Source organism: Streptomyces sp. NEAU-YJ-81 (assembly GCF_017592595.1).
In the GTDB taxonomy this organism is placed as follows: domain Bacteria; phylum Actinomycetota; class Actinomycetes; order Streptomycetales; family Streptomycetaceae; genus Streptomyces; species Streptomyces hygroscopicus_B.
The window spans coordinates 133,800-149,824 of the sequence record NZ_JAGFNO010000014.1 but is presented as its reverse complement, the minus strand read 5'-3'; the positions used below and the strand labels follow the sequence as shown (position 1 = coordinate 149,824).

The window sequence follows — 16,025 nt, the reverse complement described above, 5'->3', positions numbered from 1 at the left end:
CTGATCACGTGCGCTCCCAGGAGGCCCGGCATGGCACTCTCCGAAGACCCCCACACCGACTTCCCCGACGACTTCCGCGGCACGCTGCTGCGTCCCGGCGATGACCGGTACGACAGGGCACGCGCCCTGTACCAGGGCCGCGCCGCCGACGAAGGGCCCGCGCTGATCGCGCGGTGCGCGAACGAGGACGACGTGGCGACCGTCCTGCGCCACGCCTTTGCCCGCCGTATCCCGGTGGCCGTGCGCGGTGGCGGGCACGGCTCGGACGGGTACGCCATGCCCGGTGGCACGCTGGTCGTCGACCTGTCGCCGATGAAGGCGATCACCGTCGACCCCCGCACCCGGGCGGTACGGGCCCAACCCGGTGTTCTGCTGGGTGAGCTGGACGCCGCGACCCAGCGGTACGGCCTGGCCGTGCCCGCCGGAACGGTCAGCACGACCGGTGTCGCCGGGCTGACCCTCGGCGGCGGTATAGGCCACTTGATGCGCCGCTACGGCGCCACCGTGGACAACCTGCTGGCATGCGAGATGATCGCCGTGGACGGCCGTAAGGTGCGCTGCGACGAGACCGAGAACTCCGAGCTGTTCTGGGCTCTGCGTGGCGGTGGCGGCAACTTCGGGGTCGTCACGGCATTCGAGTACCGCGCGCACCCGGTCGGCCCCGATGTCGTGGCAGGCGAGTTGATCTTCCCCTTGGACCAGGTAGCGGACATCCTCGGCAAGCTGCCGACCCACATGGCCACGGCCCCGCGGGAGCTGGGCCTGCTCGCCGCGATCGCACCCGCCCCCGCGCTGCCGGCGCTGCCCGAGGAAGCACACGGCGAACCTGTGCTCGTCCTCGTTCCCGTTTACACCGGAGACCCGGCTCAAGCCGACGAGGTCATCGAGCCGCTCACCGCGCTCGGGCGCCCGCTGGCCAACCTCGTCACGACGATGCCGTGGCCGCGTGCCAACCGCATGCTGGACGCCGCGGCCCCCCACGGCAAGCGCATGAACGCGCGCGGCGGCTATCTGCCGGCCCTGTCCGCCGAGGTCATCGACGTCCTCCTCGCGAACGCCGCCGCCGCGCCGTCCGGCCCCGGCGCGGCGACCACGATCAACCTGTGGTGCATGGGCGGCGCGATCTCCGAGGACACCGCCGAGGATGCCGTGGCCTTCGCCCGCGAGCGAGCCGCCTGGCTGTGGGAGGCGGTCGCCATGTGGAACGCGCCCGAGGACGACACGCGGTATGCCCAGTGGGCGACGGCCCTCGACGCGGATGTGCGCCCGCACTCCTTGACCAACGGCTACACCAACCTCACCGACGACCTGGGCGAGGACTGGCGCCGCACAGTGCACGGCAGCGCGGCCAAATACCAGCGGCTGCGCGCGGTCAAGGCCACCTGGGACCCCGACAACCTGCTCCGGTTACTGGCGCAGAGCAGTTGTTCCGCAGGTGTCGTATGCCTGGTCTCAGAGAGCGGGTGAATCCTCGGCTCGCTGAGCGATGCCCTGGGTTGAAGCGGACTGCTGAGCCGGTGGGGTCCATCGCGTTGCCGTCTTGATCGCTGCCGGGCCGCTGGCTAGCTTGACCGGCGTGATGGACCTCAGACCCCTCGCCTGGCCACCTGCCCCGATAAGGACCGAGCGGCTCGTACTCCGCGAGTCCGAGGGCCGGGACCGCGCAGCGGTCATGGAGCTGAACGCCTCGCCGGAGGTGGGCACCTACCTCTGTGGTCCGCGACCGCGTGCCGAGCTCGAACGCACGGTGCCCGAGGTGCCCGGGCGGCGCCCTGGCTTCTTCGTGGTCGAGCTCGATGGAGCGACGATCGGCACAATCCAGCTCGACCCGCAAGACCCCGAGCGTCCGGGAAACCGCCTGGAGGCAGGGGGGACCGAGCTCGGCTACCTGTTCCTGCCGGAGGCGTGGGGACGCGGGTACGCCACCGAGGCGTGCACAGCGGCACTCGACTGGTTTGCCGATGCGCTTCCCGGTGAGCCGGTGGTGCTCTACACCCAGACCGCCAACGTCCGCTCGATGCGCCTCGCGGCGAAGCTCGGGTTCACCGAGCTGGAGCGATTCGAGGCGTACGGCGCCGAGCAGTGGTTCGGCGTGTGGTCTTCGGTCGCGCCGCTCGCTTGAGCCTGTGCTCGACGGCGCGGATCTACGAGGCCAGGCGAATTTCTCCACTGCCGCGTACGGCGCAGTGGCGCGGATCAGCCGGGCGGGAGTGCGGGGGGTAACGGGTAGCGGGGGCGGCGCTGGGTGTATCGAGCGGGGTCCGTCGTCGCTTACACTCTGGGCGCTTCCGAAGAGCTTCAGCCGAAGCAGATTCCGCGCTTTTCCGAATATTTGAGTTCGTTCGCCACGCGACGACGAGGGGGATGACGTGTTGGGGATGCACAAACATCCAGGAAAGGCTTTATTAGCCGGTTTTGCCCTGCTTTTGCCAGTGGCTCTGGCGGGCTGCGGGGGCGACGAGAAGAGGACAGGACAGCCGACTACAAGTGCGTCCGCCACGCAGGGGGGCGGTACGGCGTCCGCATCCGGCGCGTCGGGGGCTCCTGCATCCGGGCTGCTCTACCAGGGCAAAGAAGTGACCCTGAGCAATGTCTGGGCCGTCAAGCACGGCTGCCCGACAAGTGTCTATGTCGAGTTCACCGATGGTGGGCCACGTGTTGCGACTCCCGAAGAGGGAAGCCCGCGTCACGAGGAAGGCTCGCCAGAAGAGGAAAGCCGGCCCGTTCTGGAATGGGCGCCCCCCTGCTCACGGATGAATTCCCAGATCGACTTCGACCAAGAGCCGGTCGCCAAGGTCACCGGGGAGCCGACACAGGAGAGTTGCCGGGACGCCGCGCAGGAAGCGCTCGGCAGCGGGACCACCCAGCAGGGGTACAACTCACGTGCCCTGGCGGTGGGGGACCAGTTCTGCGAGGACTTCGCACCCGGGGGGCGCGTGGTCCTCATGCAGGTGAAGAAGCTGAGCGGGACTCCGGTCGCCGAGATCACGTTGGCCATCACCGTGTGGGCGGGCCAGCCTGAAGAGAAAGGGAAACCCGCGCAGCCCGGTGAGATGGTCTACGCAAACAAGCCCTTCACCCTGGGCGATAAACTGGCCAAGGCGAACGACTGCGGTCTCGGATATGCCAACATCGCCTCCGACGCCCCGATCGTGAACTACAAGAAAGGGGTGGCATTCGGGTCATCCGAGGACATCACATACTTCCCATCCTGCCTGACCCATAACCCGAAAGTGCGCTTCGAGGGGTATGTGGCACGAGTCAAAGGCAACGCCGGCATCGACGTAACAGCCTGCCAGAACGCCGCTGCGGGGGGAGCAAGCGGCAGCCTCGACGTGCGCGTCTCCGAGCTGAAGACCGGAAGCCGGTACTGCCGGTACGACAGTCTCCTGGACAGTGTTGCCCTGGTGAAGGTGACCGCAGTCACGAGTACGTCCCCCGCCTCCGTACATTTCTCGGCGACTCGCTGGGAAGCGCCAGAGGCATCGTAGTCATGGCGCCGACGACCGCCAGAAAACCGGCCTGTAACCCCGTCGGTCCGTCGGCCAGGACCAGGGCCACCGGTCGGCGTCGCTGGGCGCGCCCCTCTGCTTATGGCGAGCAAGGCGATGTCCGCGACCGTCAAGGCCCTGCGGTCTCGAGGCCGGTTGCTCCCGCAGAAGGTCGAGGGACGAGCGCAGACGGTTCCGCCAGACGCCGACTTGTCCAGTTTCCGCTCACCCCGGCGGATGAGTGAAGACCCAGCCGTGCGTAGGCGGTGGGCGTTCACGTCAGCGGGTCGCGGCGTCCGCGAGGATTTCGGCGTGGTCGAACGCGAGGTGGGGGAGCGCGTCCAGGGGCCACCAGCGGGCGGCGGTGGCGTCGCCCCCTGCCATCGGCGGGACAAATGAGGGCAGGGTGGCCGTGTAGGTGACGCTGACGTACCGGCCGCGGGGGTCGCGGCCAGGGGCGTCGTAGGCGGCCACCTGCCGGAGGTCGGCGGTGGAGACAGTGATGCCGGTCTCCTCCTCCAGTTCGCGCGCCGCGGCGGCCAGACTGGTCTCCCCGGTGTCCACGAGACCGCCGGGCAGCCCTCAGCAGCCCTCAGCAGCCCTCATACGGGGCCCAACCCCGCTCGATCAGCAGGACGTGCCCAGCAGCAAGCAGGACGACGTCAGCGGTGCGGATCGTCTCGTCGGTGGTGTCGGTGGTCATGGGCTGGTGTCCTCTGGGATTAGGCGGCCAGACGCTGCGTGGCCGGGGAGGTCATGTAGGTGCCGGGGCTGGGCTCGAAGCCCTGGTGGCACGGGTCGCAAACGCCCTGGGTGCGCAGGGGTACTGGCGGGGAGTAGTTGCTCCTCGGCTGGCGTATTGCTTCCGAGATCGCGCGCTGGTCCTGGTGGGAGCGTCGCCGGGCCCAGCGTGTGGTGTGCTCGGATCCGATGGAGTTGATCAGCGCTGCTTGCGGCTGGCGAGGTAGTCGAGCCAGTCCCGCTTGGCGTATCCGGTCCAGCGGGTGGAGTTGCTGATGCTGGTGCCGGTGAAGTCGGCGAGGACGGATGCTGGCAGGTCGGTGGCCAGCGCGAGACGAGCACTGTTGCGGCTGGCGAGGGGCGCGATGCCGTGTCGGCGGAGCTTCAAGTAGAGGTAGGTGGCTCCGAGAGCGCGGGCGGGCTCCTGCCCGGGGAATAGCCACGGTGTTGTGCTGGCCGTCTGGTCGAGCTGCCAGCGTTCCTGGCGCTGGTCGCGCAGTGCGCGGACCAGCTGGGCGACTTCGGGCGGCAGCGGAAGACGATGACCGTCGAGGTTGAGCTCCACCACCGTGTCGTCGTCGATGACGTCGTGCACGGTGAGTTCGAGCAGTCTGGTGTGCTGCAGCCCGAAGAGGAGTGTCAGGGCGCCAGCCGTGCGGACATCGAGAGGCAGAGCATCGTCGCCGAGACACCGGTGCAGTTGTTCGGCCTGGTCCTCGTCCGTGATGAAGACGCTGGGTGCGGCGATGGGAGCTCGGGGGACTACGAGCTCGCCGACAAGGCCCCGGCCTCGCGCCCAGGTGACGAAGGCACGCACTTCACGACGCTTCTCAGCCCCTTCCTCCAGCCACATCTCGAGTTCTGGCTGTGTGAGCTCCCCAAGAGGGATGCCGTGCTCATCGAGCCAGTCGAGCAGTTCCAGGGCTCGGCGCAGTCGCGATCGCATCTGGTGCTGCGTGCTGGCGCGTATCGGGCGGTTCCGGTGGGCCCGGCGGATGCGGTGGAGCAGGTACCAATGGGTGAAGGGGGTGAGGAACTTGCGCCGGGGGAGCGGCGCCTGGGCCAGGAGAGCGTCAGCCCAGCGGGGCAGGGCCTCCAATCGGTGGTCCCGCGGTGGCAGCACCGCGGCGGCGATGAGGACGTCGCGGATGTAGCGAGTGGTCGGTGTGTTGGGCAGGTCGTCGAGCTGTTGGTGGGTGAACTTTTCATCAGAAGCGCCTAGTTGAGACAGGAGATCCGGCACTCCGTCGCGGGTGAGCCAATGCGCCACTCGGCGGGGGTGTCCGGCGGCGGCGAGAGCCGAGTAGAGATCTTGCCTCTGTGCGGGGACCGTTGGCCTTCTCCATCGAGCGCCTCGGCCAGTTGCTTCGTGGCGAAGCAGCGGGTGCACAACTGCTCGCGGAAGATCCTTTCGCTCGTGCCGCAGTGCTGGCACGCGTAGGTGAGCTCGACTCCGGCGCAGGGTCCGCAGATGCCAGTACCCGTGTCGGTGGAACCGACGAGCAGACGTAGCTGTTCGCACTGGGCGCAGGCGCCAGGGTGTTCGCGCACTGCCGCATAGCAGCTTTTGCAGACCGGGCCCATCGGCCAGCAGGCGTGGACAGGACGGTCGCGGAGACAGCGTGCGCATGGGCTCGACGGGCGGGGGTAACAGCTCTGGCAGAGCGACTGACCCGCCATCTTGCCCGCGCAAGGCCGAAGCCGACCGCAGGTGGAGCAGGCGACCGGCGGTGCGTGATAGCAGCGTGAGCACAGATCCGGTGTGCCATTGCCGCCGCGCCGGGCGACCTCGCGGACCTGTCCGCAGCTGCCGCAGCGGCGCTGGGGTTGCCGGTAGCAGTGGCGGCAGATCGGACCGTCCCCCAAGACTGCGTGAGCTGGGGCTTGGGCGCCGCAGCCGACGCAGGTGCGCTCGGGGCGTGGGTGGCACCGCTGACAGCGGACACTGCCGTCGGGCATGCGGACGCTCGCGCGGCGTACTCGCCCGCACTGCCCGCATGCGGTGGCAACGTGCTTGCCGTAGCAGGTGCCGCAGAGCGGACCGTTTGGGCCACTGGCGTTGATCCTCATCTGTCGGCCGCAGCCTGAGCAGGTCTTCGGCGGCCGCACCCGGTAAGCACAGCTCGAACAGCAGTGTCCGGCCGGGAGGCGATGCGTGAGTTCGCGCGAGGTCTTCCCGCAGCCGGCGCACGTCGGCAGGGTGATCAGGCCGTGTCCGGCGGCCGTCAGGGCATGCGCGAGCCTCACCAGATTCTGCGGAGGCGTCGGGCCCGGATTCGTCAGGGCGTCTTGGTGCTCCTGGAAATGGCGGGCAAGGCCGACGCAGGAACGTGCTGTGATCTTCCCGCGCTCCAGTGCCTCCGCCACCTGTTCGCCGGTCACCGCCGTGAGCCGGGAGGTCAGGTGGGCGACTACTTGTCGATGTGCCTCGTCGAGGCGGAGGGGAGCGGTCATTCCGGGCCTGGGCGCCGGATCGTCGTGCGACGCGCCTGCGGCCGGGACGCCGTCTGCTCGCCGGCGGTCTTGCGCACCTCAGCGTTGGCAACCTCCACCTGGATCAGGTCGTTGGGCTCACAGGCCAGGATGTCGCACAACGCGGCGAGCGTGTCCATGGACAGTCGCTGCGGTGTCTGGGTCACGAGACGAAAGACCTGCTCACGTGACAGATGCACGCCGCGTTCGGCCAGCAGCGGGACGAGTTCCGTGGTCTGGAACATGCCCTTCTCCGCCATCCGGATCCGTAGCTGCCAGTCGATACCCATCTTCCTGATCATGCTTCCTGCCCCCATAGATCGCCGTGCCGGGCTTGCAGTGAGCGTCGCAACAGCCGGTTTCGGAACTCGTCCGAGACGTGGCTGTAGATGGCCGTGGTGCTGGCGTAGGCATGGCCGACCTGGTCCTGGATTATCTTGAGTTCGCTCATGCGGCAGGCCGCTGACCTGTGTGTTTGCTTCGCGGTGGTTGTGCATGACGTAGCGGATGAGGGCACTGGGGTTCCTTTCAGCACGGGCCGATCGTTACCGACCTGGGATTGCTCGCCTCCGCTCGTGGCGGGCTTGTGCGAGTCGTTGCGGTGCGTTGTTCGCCGAGTGCGTGCGCGAGTTGCTGGCGAAGTTGCTGGTTCTCCTCGGTGAGCCGCCGGATGCGGGTGTTGGCGGCTTCGAGCCGCCGCAGCAACGAACCGTCGGAAGTGCGCTGACGTGCGGGAATGGGGGATGCGGGATCTCGACGGTGAGCTGCTCGCAGTCGCTCGATCTCCGCCCGCAGGTCCGGCTGGGCATACAGCCAGGACCGGGATACTCGGGCCCGCTTCGCGACTGTCTCGAAGGTGACCGGTTCGCCCTCTGCGTCGAGTGAACGCAGGGCCTGGACGGCCTTGGCGCGGGTGTACTCGCTGCGGCGGCGGGCGGCATCGACGATGTGCTGGCTGTTGTCAGCTCGCATCGGCGGTCCCCTCCGATTGCCCAGGGTCGGACTCCAGACCAGTGATGATCTTCTCCAGGTTTCCGAGGACTTGGCTGTTCATCTCGACCACGCGCGCTTGGCCACGGGCCTCGGCGGCGGAGACGATCTGCAGCAGCTGCTGCCGTTGCTCGCGATGCTGCGGCAGGAACTCGGGAGTGGTGACGAACATCGGGCATGTCAGGCAAGCGTTGGCATGCGGACAGACCTTTTGAACCGGCAGGCCGCAGAAGCCATTGGGCAGGGCCTGGGTCACGCGGCCGAGACGCTGCTTGGCCCAGGTGGCCTCGGCCAGCGGGCCTTCGGGATCGACGGTGACGCTCTCGCCCTTGATGTTGACCTTGCGGGCCTTCTCCCAGTGCCGGCGGACCGTGGTGTCGTGCAGCCGGGCATAGTGGGCGGTCATCTCGCCGGAAGAGTGGTCGAGAAGGACGCGTACGACTTCCTGCGGGACGTCCCGGTTGATCAGCCTGGTTCCAAAAGTGTGGCGCCATTGATGAGGCGTCAGATGGACGGCCCTGCCGTGTTCGTCACGCACGTCGCACCGCTCCAGCCAGCGATCGAGCTGCCCGCGGTAGGAGTGTGTGGTCAGCGGCCGGGTGCCATCGGGATTCATGCGGGGCGCTGGGAAGAGCCACTGGCTGCCGCCGGGCCAGCGGTCCAGGACGCGCTGCTGCTGGGCGGTGATCTCGTTCTCGACTTCCTCGTCGATCGGGACCAGGGCTTCGCGTTTCATCTTCCGGTTGAGGTAGCGCAGGTAGGCGGCGCCGTCGGCGTCCCGGATGAAGCAGTCGAAGGCCAGATTGCAGGCATCACCGACCCGCAGCCCGCAACGCATGAGGATCAAGGTCAGAACGCGACCGTCGGGATTGTGCCAGCGATCGAGGTTGGCGGGCTGCTCGACCTGGGCCATCACGTTCTCGGCCAGCCCCCGAGGCAGCCGCTTGTCAGGACGGGGGAAGTCGTCGGGATAGAAGGTCGCGTTCGCCGGGAGGCTTGGATCCCAGCCATGGCGGCGCACGGCGTTGAAGAACGCGTTCAGCGAGCCGATGTCCCGGCTGCGGGATTGGGTCGAGCGCGGATCCAAGGCCAGGTCGGCGAGGTAGCGTTCCAGCACGGTTCGGTCCACGCAGGCGGGCTTGTCGGCGGCGACGCGGGGGTCGGCCAGGAAGCCAGAGAACCGGTTGAGCGCCAGGATGTCGATGACAGCCTGGTTGACGCTGCGGCCGATGCTCAGCCGCCAGCGCACGAACCGTTTGGCCGGCTCGCGCAGCCACGGCTGGGTGATGCGGTTGAACCGCAGCCGGGCCCGGGTGCCCTCGATGCCGAGCCGACGCAGTTCCCACACGTCGCGCGGGAACTCGCTCTCCCAGCCGCTGCCGTGGACGAGGTCTTCCAGATGTGTGTACGCATATCGCAGGAAGGCCAGTTGCCCGTTCTGGCTGTGGCTGGCACCTCGCATCGCCGCGTAGTACTCGCTCCACCGCTCCATCGGCCATTCCAGCAGGGACGCGGTGCCGCTGGCGGCGGTCAGTCGGATTACCGGGGCGACGGCCGAGCTGTGGGTGTTGACCTGCCGCTCGTCGTGCCGGCACTGGAGCGCGTACTGCAGCTCCAGCCGCAGCTGCCTTTGTCTGTCCAACGGTCGGAAGTCGAACCGGTCGTCGCCGGCTGCCTCGCAGCGGCGCACGAACTCCTCGATCTCGGGACGGCCGACGGCCTGCCAGCGGGATCTGTGGTTGTGGCAGAACGGCGACTTGCCCTGGGCCCACAGGCTGCAGAACGACAGCCGGCAGACCTGGCGGCCTTCGTCTTCGATCACCGGCAGGCCCGCGGTCCAGGTCTCCTTGTCGGGCTTTCCTGCCCGCTCCCAGAAGCCCTGGTGGCTCACGCACAAGCCTTGGCGGGCCGCCCCGAAGCGGCATCCGACGATGGCGCAGGCCGTCAGTTCGGCCCGACCAACCGGGCCAGAGCCGGGATCGGCGATGAACTTTTCAACGTCCGGTTTCCCGTGTTGCTGCCAGCGGTAGTAGTGGCCGCGGCAGAGCTGGCGGGTGCGGGGCTGGCGCGGGCAGCCGGGAACCCGGCAAGCACCCAGACCGAAGATCAGTTGCCCGGGTTCGGGGATGAACACATCCACCCGAAACTCCGGCCGGACGGCAGCCATCAGCTTGCCCAGCAGCCCGGCGCCGGGAGCCGGAACGGCCGACATCGTCTCGCTCACCAGCGCACCTCCCGGCCATTCAGGAATCCCGCAGCCTCCAGAGCACGGCGAGCGTCCTCCACGGACAAGTGGCCATAGATATCGTGCGTGGTGGCGATCGAGGAATGTCCGAGCAAAGTGCTGACCACTTCGATCGGCACCCCCTGCCGCAGGAGCAAGGTCGCTCGGGTATGCCGAAACCAATGGGGATCGAAGTCGAACCCGGTGTCGCGACGCAGCCGCAGGACAAGATCGTAGACCGCCGCGTAGGTCAGCGGGCGCCCGTAGGAGCCGCCCCACAGGTTGACAAACATGTAGTCGCTGTCGAGGTCGCCGTACTCACCGTGCAGGTAGTCGGCGTAGAGCCGGACGATCTCGGGACCGACGGGAACAGTGCGGGGCGAGACGGACTTGGCCCGTGCCCGGTTGTCGTTGACACGCGGCGTGATGGTCAGCTCGCCTTCCGCCGCGGCCAGATCCTCGTGCCGCAGGCCCAGGGCCTCGCCGATCCGGATGCCGGTCTCCCACAGCAGCGCGAACAGGAACCGGTCCCGCAGCCGGGTGCAGGCGTCCAAGATCGCCTGGCCCTGGGCGGCGGTCAGGATCGTCGGATGCGTGCGGGGTGTCTTCAGCTTGATCGTGCGGCGCCGCTCCGGCTGGCCACCGGCCAGGTGGTAGAGGAACGGCTTCCAGCCCGTGCGCCGGGCGCGGACCGGCTGCAGCTCGGTGACGAGATCGCCGAGGTCCACACCGTGTCGTGCATGGAAGACGTACAGGCCGCTGACGGCGGACAGCTTCCGGTTGACCGTGGTGACCCCGCAGTGATGTTCCGCCGACGGCAGCAACGTCACACCACCATTCCGGCCCGCTGGCGGCAGCCGGAGCCAGGCAACGAATTCGCCCAAGTCCTCCAGCCGGACCTCACGCCAGTCCAGACCGCGCCGGTCGAGGAAGACGAACCAGTCCTTCAGATCGTGGGCGTATGCCTTGATCGTGTTCGGCGACCGCTCGATGTCGGTCAGGTAGGCCAGATAGCGCTCGACCGGCTCGACTATTCCGCCCTCGTCGCCGAGGACCGTCCACGACTCAAGCGACGATTCGGGCATCAGCACCCGTTGGACCAGCATCAAACCTCCTGGAGGACTGCGTGATGGACGGCGGTAGATAACCACCTCCACCACACAGATCTCCGCCCGCCCCAGGCTCGTGCTGCACGTCATGGACACGCCGCTGAGGACTCAAGAGAACCTGGACGAACTTCTCTGGATAACCGAACTCGATCAGATGGGTCACGTAGCTGTGCCGCAGCGAATGCAGATCCAGCTCCGCCGGCAGGGCGGCGGCCTGGCGTGCCGTCTCGAAGGCGCCGTTCAGCCGTCTCAGGGACATCCGGTCGCGGCGCTCGGTGATCCAGAACGCCGGGTGCTTGCCCGGCAAGAAAGCGGGGCGGACCTCGCTGACGTACTGGTCGAGAACGTCCACGATCCAGTCCATCTCCGGGACGGTCAGAACGCTGCGGCGCTTGGGAGGTCCGCCTTTGGACGCCTTGCCGTAGCGGACGAAGATCGCTCCGAAACGGCCATATTCGGCGACCTTGGGGTTCCGGCGCAGGTCGCACAGGTCCAGGCCGCACGCTTCCTGGCGCCGCAGGCCGAAGGCGTAGACCGTCTTCAAGAGCATGGCGTCACGAAGGGCCGCGAGGGAGCCCTTGCGTCGTCGTGTGCGGCCCTCCTCGACGCGGCGGCGGCGGCGTCGAAGAGGGCCTGGACTTCGTCGTAGGTGAGCGGACGGCGTTCGGCGGCTCCTTCGTACTCGCTGGAGTGGGTGATCGTGTTCCACTCGTGCAAGAGCTACAGCCGTAGGTCGTTCTGGTAGTTCCGTGCGGTCGACACCGCCAGCGGCTTTCCAGGCCGCCGGGTGCGAAGGTCGTCGAAGAAGGCCTCCACCTCGGCAGGTTCCCATTGCCACGGGTACTCATTGGTGAAGCGGGCCAGCCGACGCACCAGCGCGATCCGGGGATGGATCGTCGACTCCCTCAAGAAGCGCGTGCGCTGCTGCAGTGCCCAGCCCTCCAGCATCGCTTCCAGGACGGCGGGTTCGGGGTCCAGGTGCACGACTCCGTCGGCAAGGACCAGATGCGCGGCTCCTGGCATATCAACGACAGCACTCACGATGCATCTAACGCATCATCGTTGAGTTGGTAACGGGTGCCTGGTCCGAGCGACCCGACCAGCCACCAACCTGGCGTTAACCTGGGCCCAACTGCAGCTCAGACAGTTGGCCCAGCGCGACAAGTGTTGCATCCGATGCAATACGGCAGCCTGTCAACAAGAACATCCCCCCGGCCGGCACCGACTCCGCGACTGCCGGATGACGAAACATCGCCCCTCGGCCGCGGCGGTAACGGCGGGGCGGGGGGCGGCGGTTCAGGCCGTGGGGGCGGTCGGCACCGTGGCCATCCCGGCTGCCTGGCGCAGTGCCTCGACCATGCTGCCGGCCTCCGCCGTGCCCGTTCCGGCGATGTCGAATGCGGTGCCGTGGTCGACGGAGGTGCGGATGACGGGCAGGCCCACGGTGAGGTTGACACCCGCTTCGATGCCCAGGACCTTGACCGGGCCGTGGCCTTGGTCGTGGTACATCGCCACGATCAGGTCGTAGTCGCCGCGCGAAGCGAGGAAGAAGGCGGTGTCGGCGGGGAGTGGACCTCGGGCGTCGACGCCGTCGGCGCGCAGCTTCTCAAGGGCCGGGACGATCTTCTCGTCCTCCTCGCCGTAACCGAACAGGCCGTTCTCGCCCGCGTGCGGATTGATGCCGCAGACACCGATGACGGGGGCAGGGGTGCCGGCGCGGACCATCGCCTCGTGGCCGCGGCGCACGGTGCGCTCGACGAGGCCCGGCTCGATGCGGTTGACGGCGTCGATCAGGCCGATGTGCGTGGTGACGTGGATGACCTTCACCTTCTCGGTGGAGAGCATCATCGAGACCTCCTCGGTTCCGGTCAGGTGGGCGAGGAGTTCGGTGTGGCCGGGGTAGATGTGGCCCGCGGCGTGCAGGGCCTCCTTGTTGAGAGGTGCGGTGCAGATGGCGTGCGCCTCGCCCGCCACGGCGAGTTCGGCGGCGCGCTCGATGTACGCGTACGCGGCGCCACCCGCGACCGGCGACAGCTTGCCCCAGGGCAGGTCGGCGGGGAGCAGGCCGAGGTCGACCACGTTGACGCGGCCGGGTGTGAAGTCGGCGTCGCGCGGGTGGTCGACGGCGGCGATCTCGCAGTCCAGGCCGAGGATGCGGGCGGCCTCGCGCAGCCGCCGCGCGTCGCCGATGACGACGGGGCGGCAACGGGTCAGGACGGCGTCGTCGAGCAGGGCCGCGACGACGACCTCGGGGCCGATGCCGGCACCGTCGCCCATGGTGACGGCGATGAGGGGGAGGGGGGTGGGCATGAGAACAGCTCCTAGACGGGAGGCGGACGGTGACAGGTTCGGGTGGCTGCCGTGGAGGCGGCCAGGCGGGGCCGCAGCGCGACAGCGATGCGCAGCAGCGAGTCCTCGCCGCCATAGCTGCCGGGGCGGGTGACGACGTGGCGGCCGTCGGGGGTGCGGGAGTGGACGGCGCCGTGGTGGATCTCGCCGAGCGGTTCCAACTCCCGGATGCCCAGGGCGTCCAAGGTGGTGCGGGCGGTCTCGCCGCCGGTCAGGACGAGGTCGGGGCGGCCCGGGCAGGTGGCGGCGAGCGCACCCAGGGCGGTACTGAGGGCCCGCCCCGCGCCGGGGCGCGGGCCCGCTGAACCGTCGATGGACAACACGGTCACGGAGGGACCGGCGGCGGCAGACGGCAGACGGACCGTGCCCGCCGCCACGTCAGCCGGGTCCAGCGGCACGTGGCGCGCGCCGAGCACGGTGAGGCGCGCGATCTGCGCAACCGCGCCGGGCTCGGCGGTCCCCACGACGAAGAGCAACGGGGTGTGGTCCCGCTCGAGCATGGGCGGGGGTGCGGCGGCAGCGGGACGCGGCAGCGCGCGTCCGAGCGCGGCCGCCAGACCACCGCTGCCCAGGAGCCGGAAGCCGGGGCCGAGCCGCAGCGCCGCCGCGGCCACCGCATCCAGGTCGGCGTCGGTCTCGGCGTCCGGAGCGGGATGCGCACCGGACGCGGCGATCCGCCGGAACGCCGCGTCCAGTGCGGCGGGTGCGGACCGTACGACGTCGAGGGGGATCGTACGGACCGGCAGACCGGACAGTGCCTCGGGCAGCGAGCGGGGCGCGGACGCGCGTTCCGCGCGCCAGCCGTCCGTGTGGTGCAGTGGAACGCCGTTCATATGCACGACACCGCCGATCACGGTGCGCCGGGCCGCGGGCAGCGCGGGGGCGACGACGACGGCCTCGGCACCCTTGGCGTAGGCGGCGGCCTCCGCGGCGAGACGGCCGCGCAGCTGTGAGTCGACCTTCTTGTACAGCAGGGGAGGCGGGTCGGCCCGTGCCGCGCGCAGCGCCGTCCGCACGGCGTGTGCCGCGTCCGCGGGCGGCAGGTGCCGGGTGTCCAGGTCCACGACGAGGTCGTGCGCGGCAGCGGTCCCGGCCACGTCAGCGGCGTCGAGCGACAGACGGACGGGACCGCCGAGCGCGCGGGCGGTCTCGGCCGCGCCGGACACGTCGTCCGCGAGCGCGACGACGTACGGCAGCACGGGCGACGGGGCGGATGGAAGCGGCGGTGGGGGCGGGGAAGCCACGGGATCGAACCTCCTCGGGCGCGCCCGGCGGTAGGCGGCCCGGTGAGGATCATGACATATATTGCGTGAACTGCGCGATACATCTTGCGTGATTTACGCAACCGTGCGAGCGTTCCCATGGCGCCGACGGCCGTCACCCGTGGACCGTGGTCGCCTTCGTGGACGCGACGCGGACCGGCGCTTACACAGCACATCGCATCGCATCACACCCGGTCGCGGCGGAGCGCGTCGGCGGGAACCACCGCGGCGACCGGTCGAGGCCGGGTAGCCGTATGGTGCCACCCGCCATGCGCACATCACGCATGTGATCGCCTACGAGTACGACCGCATCACCCGCACGACCGGCACTATGCACGACCAGCACCACGCATCACCCGCAGCACCCGCACCACCCGCCTCGGAAGGAACCCGCCGTGACCGTCGGCCTCGCACTCCCGCACGTGCCCGTCCCGTTGTCCCCGCTCGTCCTCGGGACGATGACCTTCGGCGACACCGCCGACCGCGCGACGGCCGCCGCGATGGTGGACGCCGCGCTCGATGCGGGCATCACCGGCGTGGACACGGCCAACGGCTACGCGGGCGGTGAGAGCGAGCGCATCCTCGCCGAGCTGCTGCCCGGCCGCCGCGACCAGGTGGTCCTCGCCACCAAGGCCGGCATTCCGCACCCCGACCAGGGCGAGCACGCGCCGCTCTCCCCCGAGGGCCTGCGCGCCGCGCTCGACGGGAGCCTCAAGCGCTTGGGCACCGACCGCGTCGATCTCTTCTACCTGCACCAGCCGGACCGCAGGACACCGCTCACCGAGACCCTGGCGACCATCGCCGAGTTCGTACGGGCGGGCAAGGTCCTCGCCCTCGGCGTCTCCAACTTCGCCGCGTGGCAGATCGCCGAGCTGAACCGGGTGGCCGACGAGGTCGGCGCACCCCGCCCCGTCGTCGCCCAGCAGCTCCACAATCTCCTCGCGCGCCGTATCGAGGAGGAATTCACGGAGTACGCCGCCACCACCGGACTGCGCACGATGGTCTACAACCCGCTCGGCGGCGGCCTGCTCACCGGCCGCCACCGTTTCGAGCAGGCCCCGGGCGACGGGCGCTTCGGCGACTCCAAGCTGGCCGTGATGTACCGCGAGCGGTACTGGAACGAGGACTTGTTCCGTGCCGTCACCGACCTCACCCGCATCGCCTCCGAGGCGGGCCTGCCGCTGACCGACCTGGCCCTGCGCTGGCTGCTGTCCCGGCCCTCCACCGACGCGCTGCTGCTCGGCGGCTCCAAGGTCGAGCACCTGAAGGCCAATATCGCCGCCGCGTCCGCGGGCCCGCTGCCCGTGGATGTCGTGGCCGCCTGCGACGAGGTCGGCGCCCGCCTGCGCGGCCCGATGCCCGCCTACAACCGCTGACCCCGCCACCC

General features: G+C 69.2%; 15 protein-coding genes. 4 read left to right on the top strand and 11 right to left on the bottom strand.

From position 1 onward, the window contains the following. The first annotated feature begins 30 nt into the window (after positions 1-30). The 3 genes from J5X86_RS27570 (at position 31) to J5X86_RS27560 (ending at position 3,491) form a co-directional block, all read left to right on the top strand. A complete protein-coding gene (locus J5X86_RS27570; RefSeq protein ID WP_208519395.1) occupies positions 31-1,467 on the top strand; it encodes an FAD-binding oxidoreductase in 1,437 nt (478 codons plus the stop codon). Positions 1,468-1,579: 112 nt separating this feature from the next. Beyond that, the gene (locus J5X86_RS27565; protein WP_243981593.1) at positions 1,580-2,122 is read left to right on the top strand and encodes a GNAT family N-acetyltransferase; all 543 of its coding nucleotides are present in this window, start codon (positions 1,580-1,582) and stop codon (positions 2,120-2,122) included. A 454-nt stretch (positions 2,123-2,576) separates the two neighbouring features. Continuing rightward, on the top strand, positions 2,577-3,491 hold the full coding sequence (locus J5X86_RS27560; RefSeq protein ID WP_208519393.1) for a hypothetical protein: 915 nt from the start codon (positions 2,577-2,579) through the stop codon (positions 3,489-3,491). A gap of 279 nt (positions 3,492-3,770) precedes the next feature. On the opposite strand, the gene J5X86_RS27555 is transcribed toward J5X86_RS27560, so the two are convergent. From J5X86_RS27555 to J5X86_RS27510, 11 genes are all read right to left on the bottom strand, one after another. Then, positions 3,771-4,055: an NUDIX domain-containing protein gene (locus tag J5X86_RS27555; RefSeq protein ID WP_308124752.1), complete on the bottom strand. Its 285-nt coding sequence runs from the start codon at positions 4,053-4,055 to the stop codon at positions 3,771-3,773. Positions 4,056-4,431: 376 nt separating this feature from the next. Then, complete coding sequence (locus J5X86_RS51025) at positions 4,432-5,475, bottom strand: hypothetical protein (protein WP_243981592.1); 1,044 nt, start codon at positions 5,473-5,475, stop codon at positions 4,432-4,434. 1,207 nt (positions 5,476-6,682) lie between these two features. Continuing rightward, positions 6,683-7,006: a helix-turn-helix transcriptional regulator gene (locus J5X86_RS27545; protein ID WP_031116469.1), complete on the bottom strand. Its 324-nt coding sequence runs from the start codon at positions 7,004-7,006 to the stop codon at positions 6,683-6,685. Then, a complete protein-coding gene (locus tag J5X86_RS27540) occupies positions 7,003-7,155 on the bottom strand; it encodes a hypothetical protein (RefSeq protein WP_243981591.1) in 153 nt (50 codons plus the stop codon). The genes J5X86_RS27545 and J5X86_RS27540 overlap by 4 nt, the downstream gene beginning before the upstream one ends. Positions 7,156-7,232: 77 nt before the next feature. Continuing rightward, positions 7,233-7,676: a DUF6262 family protein gene (locus J5X86_RS27535; RefSeq protein WP_208519392.1), complete on the bottom strand. Its 444-nt coding sequence runs from the start codon at positions 7,674-7,676 to the stop codon at positions 7,233-7,235. Next, complete coding sequence (locus tag J5X86_RS27530; protein WP_308124751.1) at positions 7,666-9,918, bottom strand: site-specific integrase; 2,253 nt, start codon at positions 9,916-9,918, stop codon at positions 7,666-7,668. The genes J5X86_RS27535 and J5X86_RS27530 overlap by 11 nt, the downstream gene beginning before the upstream one ends. Further along, positions 9,915-11,024, bottom strand: a complete 1,110-nt coding sequence (locus J5X86_RS27525; RefSeq protein WP_243981590.1) for a tyrosine-type recombinase/integrase — start codon at positions 11,022-11,024, stop codon at positions 9,915-9,917. Before J5X86_RS27525 ends, J5X86_RS27530 begins: the two co-directional genes overlap by 4 nt. Then, a complete protein-coding gene (locus J5X86_RS51020) occupies positions 10,984-11,577 on the bottom strand; it encodes a tyrosine-type recombinase/integrase (protein WP_243981588.1) in 594 nt (197 codons plus the stop codon). Before J5X86_RS51020 ends, J5X86_RS27525 begins: the two co-directional genes overlap by 41 nt. Positions 11,578-11,747: 170 nt before the next feature. Then, entirely contained in the window at positions 11,748-12,068 is a 321-nt protein-coding gene (locus J5X86_RS51015) for a phage integrase N-terminal SAM-like domain-containing protein (RefSeq protein WP_308124750.1), read from the bottom strand. A gap of 255 nt (positions 12,069-12,323) precedes the next feature. Further along, positions 12,324-13,337, bottom strand: coding sequence for a 4-hydroxythreonine-4-phosphate dehydrogenase PdxA (gene pdxA / locus J5X86_RS27515; RefSeq protein WP_208519391.1), 1,014 nt, complete (start codon positions 13,335-13,337; stop codon positions 12,324-12,326). Between the two features lie 11 nt (positions 13,338-13,348). Beyond that, complete coding sequence (locus J5X86_RS27510) at positions 13,349-14,620, bottom strand: four-carbon acid sugar kinase family protein (protein WP_208519390.1); 1,272 nt, start codon at positions 14,618-14,620, stop codon at positions 13,349-13,351. A gap of 413 nt (positions 14,621-15,033) precedes the next feature. Between J5X86_RS27510 and J5X86_RS27505 the strand changes: the two genes are divergently transcribed. Beyond that, on the top strand, positions 15,034-16,014 hold the full coding sequence (locus J5X86_RS27505; protein WP_078638157.1) for an aldo/keto reductase: 981 nt from the start codon (positions 15,034-15,036) through the stop codon (positions 16,012-16,014). Positions 16,015-16,025 lie beyond the last annotated feature (11 nt).

Bases quoted from the DNA above. Each gene is read 5' to 3' on its own strand.
- J5X86_RS27570 (WP_208519395.1), top strand. From the start codon at position 31: ATGGCACTCTCCGAAGACCCCCACACCGACTTCCCCGACGACTTCCGC.
- J5X86_RS27545 (WP_031116469.1), bottom strand. From the start codon at position 7,006: ATGATCAGGAAGATGGGTATCGACTGGCAGCTACGGATCCGGATGGCG.
- J5X86_RS27565 (WP_243981593.1), top strand. From the start codon at position 1,580: ATGGACCTCAGACCCCTCGCCTGGCCACCTGCCCCGATAAGGACCGAG.
- J5X86_RS27535 (WP_208519392.1), bottom strand. From the start codon at position 7,676: ATGCGAGCTGACAACAGCCAGCACATCGTCGATGCCGCCCGCCGCCGC.
- J5X86_RS27525 (WP_243981590.1), bottom strand. From the start codon at position 11,024: ATGCTGGTCCAACGGGTGCTGATGCCCGAATCGTCGCTTGAGTCGTGG.
- J5X86_RS51020 (WP_243981588.1), bottom strand. From the start codon at position 11,577: ATGCTCTTGAAGACGGTCTACGCCTTCGGCCTGCGGCGCCAGGAAGCG.
- J5X86_RS27540 (WP_243981591.1), bottom strand. From the start codon at position 7,155: ATGAGCGAACTCAAGATAATCCAGGACCAGGTCGGCCATGCCTACGCC.
- pdxA (WP_208519391.1), bottom strand. From the start codon at position 13,337: ATGCCCACCCCCCTCCCCCTCATCGCCGTCACCATGGGCGACGGTGCC.